This is a genomic window from Salmonella sp. SA15303, assembly GCF_029962125.1.
GTDB classification, from domain to species: Bacteria; Pseudomonadota; Gammaproteobacteria; order Enterobacterales; family Enterobacteriaceae; genus Salmonella; species Salmonella enterica.
In genome coordinates this window covers 777818-790818 of record NZ_CP123924.1, presented here as the reverse complement: position 1 = coordinate 790818, position 13001 = coordinate 777818, and the positions used below count along the sequence as shown (strand labels likewise).

General features: G+C 53.6%; 15 protein-coding genes. 8 read left to right on the top strand and 7 right to left on the bottom strand.

Going from position 1 to position 13001, the window contains the following annotated elements; genetic code table 11:
* Positions 1–112 precede the first annotated feature (112 nt).
* From QEN31_RS03825 to QEN31_RS03805, 5 genes are all read right to left on the bottom strand, one after another.
* Entirely contained in the window at positions 113–844 is a 732-nt protein-coding gene (locus QEN31_RS03825; protein ID WP_000032793.1) for a hypothetical protein, read from the bottom strand.
* A 143-nt stretch (positions 845–987) separates the two neighbouring features.
* Positions 988–2964: a biosynthetic arginine decarboxylase gene (gene speA / locus QEN31_RS03820; RefSeq protein ID WP_001278580.1), complete on the bottom strand. Its 1977-nt coding sequence runs from the start codon at positions 2962–2964 to the stop codon at positions 988–990.
* Positions 2965–2972: 8 nt separating this feature from the next.
* Complete coding sequence (gene yqgB / locus QEN31_RS03815) at positions 2973–3104, bottom strand: acid stress response protein YqgB (RefSeq protein WP_000729109.1); 132 nt, start codon at positions 3102–3104, stop codon at positions 2973–2975.
* A gap of 85 nt (positions 3105–3189) precedes the next feature.
* The gene (locus QEN31_RS03810; protein ID WP_001751809.1) at positions 3190–3339 is read right to left on the bottom strand and encodes a hypothetical protein; all 150 of its coding nucleotides are present in this window, start codon (positions 3337–3339) and stop codon (positions 3190–3192) included.
* Positions 3340–3398: 59 nt separating this feature from the next.
* The gene (locus QEN31_RS03805; protein WP_001540882.1) at positions 3399–3698 is read right to left on the bottom strand and encodes a hypothetical protein; all 300 of its coding nucleotides are present in this window, start codon (positions 3696–3698) and stop codon (positions 3399–3401) included.
* 55 nt (positions 3699–3753) lie between these two features.
* Between QEN31_RS03805 and metK the strand changes: the two genes are divergently transcribed.
* From metK to ruvX, 8 genes are all read left to right on the top strand, one after another.
* Positions 3754–4908 carry a methionine adenosyltransferase gene (metK, locus tag QEN31_RS03800; protein WP_001062140.1) on the top strand — a complete coding sequence of 385 codons (1155 nt, stop codon included), beginning with the start codon at positions 3754–3756 and terminating at the stop codon, positions 4906–4908.
* Positions 4909–5400: 492 nt separating this feature from the next.
* On the top strand, positions 5401–6795 hold the full coding sequence (gene galP / locus QEN31_RS03795; RefSeq protein WP_001113171.1) for a galactose/proton symporter: 1395 nt from the start codon (positions 5401–5403) through the stop codon (positions 6793–6795).
* A 78-nt stretch (positions 6796–6873) separates the two neighbouring features.
* Positions 6874–7371, top strand: a complete 498-nt coding sequence (locus QEN31_RS03790) for a SprT family zinc-dependent metalloprotease (RefSeq protein WP_000856775.1) — start codon at positions 6874–6876, stop codon at positions 7369–7371.
* A 94-nt stretch (positions 7372–7465) separates the two neighbouring features.
* Positions 7466–8173, top strand: a complete 708-nt coding sequence (gene endA / locus QEN31_RS03785) for a deoxyribonuclease I (RefSeq protein ID WP_000286122.1) — start codon at positions 7466–7468, stop codon at positions 8171–8173.
* Between the two features lie 76 nt (positions 8174–8249).
* Positions 8250–8981, top strand: a complete 732-nt coding sequence (gene rsmE / locus QEN31_RS03780) for a 16S rRNA (uracil(1498)-N(3))-methyltransferase (protein WP_001222489.1) — start codon at positions 8250–8252, stop codon at positions 8979–8981.
* A gap of 19 nt (positions 8982–9000) precedes the next feature.
* The gene (gene gshB / locus QEN31_RS03775; RefSeq protein WP_000593248.1) at positions 9001–9948 is read left to right on the top strand and encodes a glutathione synthase; all 948 of its coding nucleotides are present in this window, start codon (positions 9001–9003) and stop codon (positions 9946–9948) included.
* Between the two features lie 215 nt (positions 9949–10163).
* On the top strand, positions 10164–10727 hold the full coding sequence (locus QEN31_RS03770) for a YqgE/AlgH family protein (protein WP_001053171.1): 564 nt from the start codon (positions 10164–10166) through the stop codon (positions 10725–10727).
* Positions 10727–11143, top strand: coding sequence for a Holliday junction resolvase RuvX (gene ruvX, locus QEN31_RS03765; RefSeq protein WP_000017096.1), 417 nt, complete (start codon positions 10727–10729; stop codon positions 11141–11143). Before QEN31_RS03770 ends, ruvX begins: the two co-directional genes overlap by 1 nt.
* Positions 11144–11189: 46 nt before the next feature.
* On the opposite strand, the gene QEN31_RS03760 is transcribed toward ruvX, so the two are convergent.
* Together QEN31_RS03760 and QEN31_RS03755 are read right to left on the bottom strand one after the other, a co-directional pair.
* Positions 11190–11876, bottom strand: a complete 687-nt coding sequence (locus QEN31_RS03760) for an IclR family transcriptional regulator domain-containing protein (protein ID WP_000098329.1) — start codon at positions 11874–11876, stop codon at positions 11190–11192.
* 131 nt (positions 11877–12007) lie between these two features.
* The gene (locus QEN31_RS03755; protein WP_001055649.1) at positions 12008–12988 is read right to left on the bottom strand and encodes a type IV pilus twitching motility protein PilT; all 981 of its coding nucleotides are present in this window, start codon (positions 12986–12988) and stop codon (positions 12008–12010) included.
* Positions 12989–13001: the final 13 nt, after the last annotated feature.

Here is a 13001-nt window from a genome sequence, read left to right as displayed (position 1 = left end):
GTCGTTTCTTTCCCGCAACCTACGGCTATGCGCGTCACACAGTCCTTCCCCACCAGACTCGGCAGGAAAGGTGCTGATTCCCATAACGCATATTTGACGTTTGATGCCGGGTTTATTTGCGGCAGGGCGGCGGCGCATACCCGTTGTTGTCCGCCGGGAAAGCCTGCGAGGAACAAGGCGGTAGCGTATTTGTTGCTTTACCCTGCAATGCAAAAGCGGCAAAGCCGATGACGCCGATGTTGCGTACATCGCCCTGCGCGGAGTGGGCCGCATAAGCGTCAGCTACGTCGGCGAACTGGAATGCCGCCTCAGTGTGTTTATCTTTGCGAAACCCTTTAATCGCCAGTGAATCGCCGGCGTTAACAATATAGCCATGATGATTCAGCGAGCCTGCTTTTCCGTTCAACACGTCCAGGCCATCAACCGTTGCGACGATTTCGTAATTGGTATCATGACTGTAATTACGAATATATAACTGATAGTTCATCCCTGATCTTGCAGGAATACTATATTGCCATTGTCCCATTGATGCGTTGTAGCGACGAGTAATTGGAATCGAATTAAAATTAGCGTCGCGCACAGCATATTCAAGATCGCTGATACGTATACTATAAACTTTATCGTAACCTGACGGATATTGAGTGGAGTAATTTATTATCACCATTTCGGCAGGTTCTCGATCGGCACGTTCTACCGAAACGCTTTGTACCGATGAATGCACGTCGCCGCCCCAAGCGGTGCCGACGTCGGATGAAGAGCCATTATTAGATTGCATTCCGCTGGAACAACCGCCTAACAGCAAAAACAAGCCAACAATGACGGCATTAAATTTAAATTTGCTCATACTCACACCCCTTTTTAATTATTAGGGGGATTGTAGGCCCATAAGATTACATAGAGAAGCGACGCGCTGATAATTAAGAATTTATAAAATATAAAAGGGTCGATTTAAATAATTAAATCGACCCACAAGTGGAATACTCTTAATTACTCATCTTCAAGATAAGTATAACCGTACAGTCCCGCTTCAAATTCCTCAAGGAACTGCTGCTGCAACGCATCGTCCAGATCCGTCTGTTTTACCTGGTCGCGGAAATGCGTTAACAGCGTTTTCGGATCCAGTTGCACATATTGCAGCATATCCGCAACGGTATCGCCTTCGTCCGACAGTTCAACCTCGACGCTACCATCCGGGAAGACAAACACGTCAACCGCTTCAGTATCGCCAAACAGGTTGTGCATGTTACCGAGGATCTCCTGATAGGCGCCGACCATAAAGAAGCCGAGCATCGGTGGATTCTCTGGATCGTATTCCGGCATCGGCATCGTCGTGGCGATACCGTCGCCATCGATATAGTGGTCGATAGCGCCATCGGAATCACAGGTAATATCCAGCAGCACGGCACGACGTTCCGGTACCTGATCTAACCCTTCCAGCGGCAGCACCGGGAAGAGCTGATCGATTCCCCACGCGTCCGGCATTGACTGGAACAGCGAGAAGTTGACGTACATTTTGTCCGCCATTCGCTCTTGCAGTTCGTCGATAATCGGACGATGCGCACGGTTTTGCGGGTCCAGTTGCTTCTGCACTTCATGGCACATGCTGAGATAAAGTTGCTCCGCCCAGGCGCGCTCCTGCAAACTAAACGCGCCGGAAGAGTAGCCGATATGAATATCGTGCAGATCCATTTGGCTATCATGCAGCCATTCACGCAGCGAGCGGCGAGTGCCAGGCTTATGCATCTCCTGCCAGGTTTCCCACAGATTTTGCAGCGCACGCGGCGCATCTTCAGCAGGGGCAGTCGGATCCGTGTATTCGTTACGCTCCACGCCGATAATGTTAGAGACCAGTACCGTATGGTGCGCAGTGACGGCGCGGCCAGACTCGGTAATCACCGTCGGATGCGGTAAACCATGCTCTTCGCAGGCATCGCCAATCGCCCAGATGATGTTATTGGCATATTCGTTCAGGCCATAGTTCACCGAACAGTCGGACTGCGAGCGGGTACCTTCATAATCCACGCCCAGACCGCCGCCCACGTCGAAGCACTGGATATTCACGCCCAGCTTATGCAGCTCAACATAGAAACGCGCGGACTCGCGCACGCCGGTCGCGATATCGCGAATGTTCGCCATCTGCGATCCCAGGTGGAAGTGCAACAGTTGCAGACTGTCCAGACGCCCGGCGTCACGCAGGGTCTCCACCAGTTGCAGCACCTGCGTCGCCGCCAGGCCGAATTTTGATTTTTCGCCGCCGGAGGATTGCCACTTACCGGACCCCTGAGAGGCCAGACGCGCACGTACGCCCAGACGAGGAACCACGTTCAGGCGCTCGGCTTCTTCCAGCACAATCGCGATTTCAGACATCTTTTCGATGACCAGATAAACCTTATGGCCCATCTTCTCGCCAATCAACGCCAGCCGAATGTATTCACGGTCTTTATAACCATTACAGACGATTACGCTACGGGTCATGCCGGCATGCGCCAGCACCGCCATCAATTCCGCTTTTGACCCCGCTTCCAGCCCCAACGGTTCACCGGAATGGATAAGGGACTCGATCACGCGGCGATGCTGATTGACCTTAATCGGATAAACGAGGAAGTAGTCGCCGTTATAACCGTAAGATTCACGCGCACGCTTAAACGCCGCGTTAATTGAACGCAAACGGTGTTGCAGGATCTGCGGGAAGCAAAACAGCGCCGGCAGACGCTGACCTTGCGCTTCGCGCGCTTTCACCAGTTTGGCAAGATCGACACGCGCTTCCGGTACGTCGGGATCGGGGCATACGCTAATATGGCCCAGCTCGTTGACGTCGTAGTAGTTATTGCCCCACCAGGCAATATTGTAAGTGCGCAGCATCTTGCTGGCTTCCTGGGAGCTCATTGCAACCTCCTGCATGGAGCGTAGTACACCCTGTTCGCCTGCTGACGAAGGCGAACCCATAGACATGTCGTCAGACATAGCGAACCTCAATTTTTATTAGCAAGTGTAAAACAGTTGACTACTATCGCAATCCGAAGACGCGATAACAACCCATAGACAAGCGGATTTTCCAGCAGATAGCGCTGATGCTCCGCCTGCGCGACCGGTTTCTTTTTCATATCATTGTAAACACGTAACCGAACTCACAGATAACGGTTCGGCGAAACCACGAGAAAACTCTTGCGTTAACAAGAGCGCCCTTGTTCAGTCTTCAGCGCCATTGCCGGCTCTGGAATCCTGAGAAGCGCCGAGATGGGTATAACATCGGCAGGTATGCAAAGCAGAGATGCAGATTGCGGGGGACATGCGCGCACCAGAACGATGCGACAGATTCAGCAGAATACAACGGTTCATTATCTCGTATCACCTCCACGGCCGCCTCGTAAGACGAACCCACAAGCCAAAGCAACGTTTTAACCCGGCTGGAAGTGGCGACACGAAGAAAACGTCGTGTGCTTTTGTATGAGCCGCGCGTCGCGTTTTATACCCAGAACGCAGAAAAAAAGCAAAGCATAAATGCGCATAATGTCAGCATTATCAGAAACGTTTACCGCCTGATTTTGACCGACATTGCGACGGCCTTCAAAAAAAGCTGGAAATTGGGCGAAGAAGTGACCTAAAATAGCCGTCCAGATGTTAATCCATCCATACTGATTAACACTCAGACTGCCAGTGTCAGCAACCTTCAGACTCATGGTAGAATCTTCTGTCATGACTATTCCGCACAACAGTTTGAGCTAACTAAATTCTCCTTAGGTGAAATTAAATATGGCAAAACACCTTTTTACGTCTGAGTCCGTATCAGAAGGGCATCCTGACAAAATCGCAGACCAAATCTCTGATGCCGTGTTGGACGCTATCCTGCAACAGGATCCGAAAGCACGCGTCGCCTGTGAAACCTACGTTAAAACCGGCATGGTTTTAGTTGGCGGTGAGATCACCACCAGCGCCTGGGTCGATATCGAAGAGATTACCCGTAATACGGTGCGCGAAATTGGCTATGTGCATTCCGACATGGGCTTTGACGCCAACTCTTGCGCGGTACTGAGCGCAATTGGCAAACAGTCTCCGGATATCAACCAGGGCGTTGACCGCGCAGACCCGCTGGAACAAGGCGCGGGCGACCAGGGCCTGATGTTTGGCTACGCGACAAATGAAACCGACGTACTGATGCCTGCGCCAATCACCTACGCGCACCGTCTGGTACAGCGTCAGGCTGAAGTGCGTAAAAATGGCACCCTGCCATGGTTGCGTCCGGATGCAAAAAGCCAGGTCACTTTCCAGTATGACGACGGCAAAATCGTCGGTATCGACGCCGTGGTTCTCTCTACGCAGCACGCAGAAGATATCGACCAAAAATCGCTGCAAGAAGCGGTGATGGAAGAGATCATCAAACCCATTCTGCCGTCTGAATGGTTAAATACGTCCACTAAGTTTTTTATCAACCCAACCGGGCGTTTTGTTATCGGCGGCCCGATGGGCGATTGCGGTCTGACCGGTCGTAAGATCATCGTTGATACCTACGGCGGTATGGCGCGTCACGGCGGCGGCGCCTTCTCCGGTAAAGATCCGTCTAAAGTTGACCGTTCTGCAGCTTACGCTGCGCGTTATGTCGCGAAAAACATCGTGGCGGCAGGTCTGGCGGATCGCTGTGAAATCCAGGTCTCCTACGCTATCGGCGTAGCGGAGCCGACGTCCATCATGGTGGAAACGTTCGGTACTGAAAAAGTGCCTGCTGAACAGTTGATTCTGCTGGTGCGCGAATTCTTCGACCTGCGCCCGTACGGCTTGATTCAGATGCTGGATCTGCTGCACCCGATCTACAAAGAAACTGCGGCTTACGGCCACTTCGGTCGCGAAAACTTCCCATGGGAAAAAACCGACAAAGCGCAACTGCTGCGCGATGCTGCCGGTCTGAAATAATCGCCCGCGCCTGACGCTGTTTTTCAGTCAGGGAAACCATACCGTACTTATCAAGGCCAGCGCTCTGCTGGCCTTTATCATTGCTGATACACGCAACGTTATCAGATATTCCAGCGTGAATTTATACTGACCTTTTTGTGATGCGCAGCACAATCCACTCTCCCCTTTCGTTTCTTCGACTACACTTTTTATCATTCAGTTTCAGTCATCATGAAAGCGGTTACATTCATTTTCATTAAGAACTGACTACATCACTATCGGTATGCTAATTCTGCGATGAAAATATTACATAATTTTTCAACTTTGTCTAAATACCAGGCGATTGATATGGTTATAAGATTATTAAAACTATTATTTTTCAGATAATTAAATAATCACCGAGATAAATAGCAGTGTAAACGATTACACCATTGTGATTAGCCTCACATCTTTTTACTGCGTACTCACCTACTCTTAACATCGATAAAATTGCTAACCCAACCGGAGGGCATAATGCCTGACAATAAAAAACAAGGGCGTTCCAACAAGGCCATGACATTTTTTGTCTGCTTTCTTGCAGCCCTGGCAGGATTACTTTTTGGCCTGGATATCGGCGTTATCGCCGGTGCTTTACCCTTCATTACCGACGAGTTTCAGATTACCGCACACACTCAGGAATGGGTGGTCAGCTCCATGATGTTTGGCGCGGCCGTCGGCGCTGTCGGCAGCGGCTGGCTCTCCTTTAAGCTGGGTCGTAAAAAAAGCCTGATGATCGGCGCTATCCTGTTCGTCGCCGGTTCGCTGTTCTCCGCTGCGGCGCCTAACGTTGAAGTCCTGATTATTTCTCGCGTGCTGCTGGGTCTGGCCGTCGGCGTCGCTTCCTACACTGCACCGTTGTACCTGTCCGAGATCGCGCCGGAAAAAATTCGCGGCAGTATGATCTCAATGTACCAACTCATGATCACCATCGGGATTCTGGGCGCTTATCTGTCCGATACCGCGTTCAGCTACAGCGGCGCATGGCGCTGGATGCTCGGCGTGATCATCATCCCGGCTATTCTGCTGCTGATCGGCGTCTTCTTCCTGCCGGACAGCCCGCGCTGGTTTGCGGCGAAACGCCGTTTCCATGATGCTGAACGCGTCCTGTTGCGCCTGCGTGACACCAGTGCGGAAGCAAAACGTGAGCTCGATGAAATTCGCGAAAGTTTGCAGGTTAAACAGAGCGGTTGGGCGCTGTTCAAAGAGAACAGCAACTTCCGCCGCGCCGTGTTTCTTGGCATTTTGTTGCAGGTCATGCAGCAATTTACCGGGATGAACGTCATCATGTATTACGCGCCGAAAATCTTCGAACTGGCGGGGTACACGAATACCACGGAGCAGATGTGGGGCACCGTTATTGTTGGTCTGACTAACGTGCTGGCAACCTTCATCGCTATCGGCCTGGTTGACCGCTGGGGCCGCAAGCCGACCCTGACGCTGGGCTTCCTGGTCATGGCGATTGGTATGGGGATTCTGGGTACGATGATGCACATCGGCATCCATTCGCCGTCTGCGCAATACTTCGCTATCGCTATGCTGCTGATGTTCATCATTGGATTTGCGATGAGCGCTGGTCCGCTGATTTGGGTACTGTGCTCCGAAATCCAGCCGCTGAAAGGCCGCGATTTCGGCATCACCTGCTCCACCGCGACCAACTGGATCGCCAATATGATCGTCGGCGCAACGTTCCTGACCATGCTGAACAATCTGGGTAACGCCAACACCTTCTGGGTCTATGCGGGCCTGAACGTACTGTTTATCCTGCTGACCCTGTGGCTGGTGCCGGAAACCAAACACGTTTCGCTGGAACACATTGAACGTAACCTGATGAAAGGTCGTAAACTGCGCGAAATCGGCGCCCACGACTAATCCCTCCACGCTTCCTCCTGCCACAGGAGGAAGCGTTTTTCTTGCAGTCCCTCTTCCGTCGCACTATTCTCTGCCGCTATGAAAACCCCTCGTCTCCCTATCGCTATCCAGCAGGCCGTGATGCGTCGTCTGCGGGAAAATCTCGCCCAGGCGAACCTCAAGCTCGATAGACATTATCCGGAGCCGAAACTGGTGTATACGCAACGCGGCACCTCGGCGGGCACCGCCTGGCTGGAGAGCTACGAAATCCGCCTCAACCCGGTGTTACTGCTGGAAAACATCGACACCTTTATAGCAGAGGTCGTGCCGCATGAACTGGCGCATCTGTTGGTGTGGAAGCACTTCGGACGCAAGGCTCCGCATGGCAAGGAATGGAAGTGGATGATGGAAAGCGTGCTGGGCGTTCCGGCCAGACGTACTCATCAATTTGCGCTGCAATCCGTACGGCGCAACACCTTTCCCTACCATTGCCAATGCCAGCAACATCAACTCACCGTCCGCCGTCATAACCGCGTAGTACGCGGCGAAGCGGTTTATCGTTGCGTTCACTGCGGTGAACCACTGGTCGCCGGGTAGTTCCCGAAACGTCCGGGAACTTTCCTGAGCGGACTGATTGCATACAGACACAACTTTCGTTACGTTGCGGGCTCGTTTTGCTATGGAGTGTGCAATGTACCGTAATTTTTCTTTTGCCGCTGCGTTGCTGGCCGCAGCGTTTTCAGGCCAGGCCCTGGCCGATGGCATTAACAATTTTTCTCAGGCCAAAGCGGCGAGCGTCAAAGTCAATGCTGACGCGCCCGGCAGCTTTTACTGCGGGTGCCAAATCCGCTGGCAGGGTAAAAAAGGCGTCGTAGACCTGGAGTCCTGTGGCTATAAGGTGCGTAAAAACGAGAATCGCGCCAGACGCATTGAGTGGGAGCACGTTGTCCCCGCCTGGCAATTCGGTCATCAGCGCCAGTGCTGGCAGGACGGCGGGCGAAAAAACTGCGCTAAAGACCCGGTCTACCGCAAAATGGAAAGCGATATGCATAACCTGCAACCCGCGATTGGCGAAGTGAATGGCGATCGCGGCAACTTTATGTATAGCCAGTGGAACGGCGGCGAAGGTCAGTACGGGCAATGCGCCATGAAAGTGGATTTTAAAGCGAAAATCGCCGAGCCGCCCGCCCGCGCCCGTGGCGCAATCGCCCGCATTTATTTTTATATGCGCGACCAATACCAACTGAAACTTTCCCGCCAACAAACGCAGCTTTTTAACGTCTGGGATAAGCAGTACCCCGTTACCGCCTGGGAGTGCGAGCGCGATGCGCGTATCGCGAAGGTCCAGGGTAATCATAATCCCTATGTGCAACGCGCTTGCCAGGCGCGAAAGAGCTAACCTACACTAGCGGGATTCTTGTTAACCCATGCCCTGGATAGCCAAACGCCGGGGCCATGACGCGGATTTTTTTATTATGCGTATTCCCCGCATTTATCACCCTGAATTGTTGACGTCCGGTACGCAGATTTCGTTATGCGAAGATGCGGCCAACCATATTGGTCGTGTACTGCGCATGGGACCGGGACAAGCGCTACAGCTGTTTGACGGCAGCAATCAGGTATTCGATGCTGAAATCATTAGCGCCAGTAAGAAAAGCGTTGAAGTGCAAGTGATGAAAGGCGAAATCGACGATCGTGAATCGCCGCTGCATATCCATCTGGGCCAGGTGATGTCGCGCGGTGAAAAAATGGAATTTACTATCCAGAAATCGATCGAACTGGGTGTAAGCCTCATTACGCCACTGTTCTCTGAGCGCTGCGGCGTTAAACTGGATAGTGAACGTCTGAACAAAAAGCGCCAGCAGTGGCAGAAGATCGCCATCGCCGCCTGCGAACAATGCGGGCGTAACCGGGTGCCGGAAATTCGCCCGCCGATGGCGCTGGAAGCCTGGTGCGCCGAGCAAGATTCCGGGCTGAAGCTCAATCTTCATCCGCGCGCCCATGCCAGCATCAACACTCTGCCGCTGCCGGTTGAACGCGTCCGACTGCTGATCGGCCCGGAAGGCGGGCTGTCGGCGGACGAAATCGCGATGACCGCGCGCTATCAGTTTACTGATATTCTGTTAGGACCTCGCGTTCTGCGTACTGAGACAACCGCGCTCACCGCCATTACCGCGCTACAGGTGCGTTTTGGCGACTTAGGATGAAGCGTTAACGGAGAAAATAATGATCAAGCTCGGCATCGTGATGGACCCCATCGCACACATCAACATCAAGAAAGACACCAGTTTCGCTATGCTGCTGGAAGCCCAACGTCGTGGTTATGAACTTCATTATATGGAGATGGCCGACCTTTATCTGATTAACGGCGAAGCCCGCGCCCGCACGCGAACGTTGAGCGTGGAGCAAAATTACGATAAATGGTACGAGTTCGGCAGCGAGCAGGAGATTAAACTCGCCGATCTGGACGTCATTTTGATGCGCAAAGATCCGCCGTTTGATACCGAGTTTATTTATGCGACCTATATTCTGGAACGCGCTGAAGAAGAAGGGACGCTGATCGTCAACAAACCGCAAAGCCTGCGCGACTGTAATGAAAAACTGTATACTGCCTGGTTTGCCGACCTGACCCCGGAAACGCTGGTAACGCGCAATAAAGCGCAGCTCAAAGCATTTTGGGAAAAGCACGGCGATATCATTATGAAACCGCTGGACGGTATGGGCGGCGCGTCCATTTTCCGCGTTAAGGAAGGCGATCCTAACATAGGCGTTATTGCCGAAACGCTGACCGAGCTGGGCAACCGCTACTGCATGGCGCAGAACTATCTGCCCGCTATCAAAGATGGCGATAAGCGCGTCCTGGTCGTCGACGGCGAGCCAGTGCCTTACTGCCTGGCGCGTATTCCGCAGGGCGGCGAAACCCGCGGCAACCTGGCGGCTGGTGGTCGCGGCGAACCCCGTCCGTTGAGCGAAAGCGACTGGGAAATCGCCCGCCGCGTTGGGCCGACGCTTAAAGCCAAAGGGCTTATTTTCGTCGGTCTGGATATTATCGGCGACCGCTTAACGGAAATTAACGTGACCAGCCCAACCTGCGTGCGTGAAATTGAAGCGGAATACCCGATCTCTATCACCGGGATGTTGATGGACGCCATCGAAGCGCGTCTGGCGAAGTAAAGGTTTATTGCCCGGTGGCGTGCGCTTACCGGGCCTGAGCAATTACGCCGCCCCGGTCGGATAAGGCGGCGCATCAGCATCGCCATCCGGCAATCTATTGCCCGATAAGGCAGCCGTCCTTTGGCAAAAGACGGCTTATATGAGTGACAACCGTCCGCTTTCCCCACATACTGAACGCTGTCGTTTTTTTGAACCAGGAAACAGAACCTCTGACAATGAATTTACAGCATCACTTTCTTATTGCCATGCCTGCGCTCCAGGACCCGATTTTCCGCCGTTCCGTGGTGTATATTTGCGAGCACAACCAGGACGGCGCTATGGGGATTATTGTTAATAAGCCTTTGGAAAATCTGCAAATTGAAGGGATTCTGGAAAAACTAAAAATTACGCCGGAACCGCGCGATTCGGCAATTCGTCTTGATAAAGCCGTGATGCTCGGCGGCCCGCTGGCGGAAGATCGCGGATTTATTCTCCATACTCCGCCGTCACGTTTCGCCTCCAGCATTCGTATCTCAGACAATACCGTGATTACCACCTCCCGCGATGTGCTGGAAACGTTAGGTACCCAACAACAGCCTTCCGATGTGCTGGTCGCGCTGGGCTACGCCTCCTGGGATAAAGGCCAGCTTGAACAAGAGTTGCTTGATAACGCCTGGCTTACCGCGCCCGCCGATCTCAATATTTTGTTCAAAACGCCCATTGCCGAGCGCTGGCGCGAAGCGGCAAAACTTATTGGCATTGATATTCTGACCATGCCTGGCGTTGCGGGGCACGCCTGATGAGCGGCACCTTACTGGCCTTTGACTTCGGCACAAAAAGCATCGGCGTTGCAATAGGACAACGCATTACCGGCACCGCCCGTCCGCTTCCGGCAATCAAAGCACAGGACGGCACGCCCGACTGGACGCTCATTGAACGTTTGCTGAAAGAGTGGCAGCCGGACGAAATTATTGTCGGGCTACCGCTCAATATGGATGGCACTGAACAGCCGCTGACGGCGCGCGCACGTAAATTCGCCAACCGTATTCATGGGCGTTTCGGGGTAACTGTCACGCTGCACGATGAACGACTCAGCACCGTTGAAGCACGCTCCGGTCTGTTTGAACGAGGTGGGTATCGCGCGCTGAACAAAGGCAAAGTGGACTCGGCCTCCGCCGTGATTATCCTCGAAAGCTATTTTGAACAGGGGTATTAAAGCCGTTTTTGTCAGCAGGCGGGTAACGCGGTCACGGTTGCCAGGCTTACTGGGCAATAAGCTGGTTTAGTGCCTTCAGCGCCTGTAAACGCGCAGCCGCCTCCGCCTCATCAATCCGCCACATTCCCGCAAAGGCCAGCGCTGCGGCGTGCTTGCCTAGCGGTTGCGCCATAGAAACTTCACCATCAGCGTGATGCCACAGTACGTATCCCCGCTGGCGCTGCTGCGCCACATGCGGCGCCAGATTACGCCATTGCTCCGGAGTAAAACGCTGCATTAGCGCCTCATCGCTTTCTGCCGCCAGTAACGCCACCCCAGGTACCGACTGCCAGGCAGGGTACATGCGAAACCCCGCCAGCGCCTGACTTCCCTGCGAACCCGGCGTAGAGTGATAAATATAGATAATCTGGTCTTCCCATAGCACGCCTAATGCCACCACGATGTCTTTGGGCGCATGGCGCTCAAGGATAGGCAACGCATGGGAGAACAGCGCTGAACCGCGAATCGCCTGCGCCGCCAAAGCATGAATGCCTGGCCCGGGTAAATAGCGTCGGTGCTCATCCTGCATCGTGAGTCCAATAGAGGCCATCGTCATTAACAGGCGATTAACGCGCGTGGTATTAATATCCATCAGCCGGGCAAGCTCGCGACATCCGATAGCACGGTCGCTGGAGACCAGATATTGCAGACAGCGAATGCCATCTATCAGGCTTTGATTCGGTTGTGATGACATCGTTAAATGGCTTCGCTGTGGTTTTAACAAAGCTGCGATTTTAACGCCGGTTCGCCAGGATACAAGCCTGCATGCCGTTCAATCCACCGCGCCAGTCAACACTTTACAACCCCCCTACGCCGCCATCTTCGCTACAGTCGTCCCTGCGCCTGACGCCATTGCGCGCTCTGGGCGAATGTCATCATCCCCTGCTGCTGCCCGGTTTGTATCACGTGGGCCAACTGATGGAGTTTGCCTTCACGGATCAAATTCCCTGTGGCTGGCGTATTAATCAGTAATTCAAACAACGCCACGCGCCCATCCTGTCTGTCGACCTCCAGTTTTTGTGATAGTACGGCGCGCAGACTACCCGCCAGTTGGCTGCGTACCGGTTCTTTTTCCTGCGCCGGAAAACTATCCACTAATCTTTCCACCGCCTGCGCCGCACCGCGAGTATGCAGGGTTGCCAGTACCAGATGCCCCGTTTCCGCCGCCGTCAGCGCCAGGCGAATGGTCTCGCTGTCACGCAGCTCTCCCAGCAAAATGACATCAGGATCTTCACGTAACGCTGCGCGCAGCCCGGCGGCAAAAGTGGCGCAATGCTGGCCGATTTCCCGCTGCTGTATCAGGCAACGCTTGCTGGTGTAACGGTACTCAATAGGATCTTCCAGCGTCAGGATGTGTTTATCGGCATGTTGATTAAGATATCCCACCATCGCCGCCAGCGTGGTGGACTTCCCGCAGCCAGTAGCGCCAGTGACCAGAATCAGTCCGTTCTCGCTGGCAAGCAGTGCGGGTACTATCGGCGGCGTCTGGATTTTCGCCAGATCAGGACAGCGCTCGGGCAATAGCCGTAGCGCCAGCGACGTTCCCTGTTGATGTGTGAACGCACTGGCGCGCAGGCGCCGCGTGCCAGACAGCGAGACGGCGAAATCAAGCTGGCCGTGCGTTCGCCACTGATATTGTTGCGCATCATTAAGCCAATCAAGCAGAAGCCTGTCGACATCAGGCGCGGTAAAAGGCGCGTTCTCCATGCGTCCTTGTTTGCGCCATCGCGCAGGCCAGGCGTTACACAGGTGTAGATCCGAGACGTTATGCTTTACACTAAGCGTCACAATTTCTTCCATATTCATATAAACATCCTCG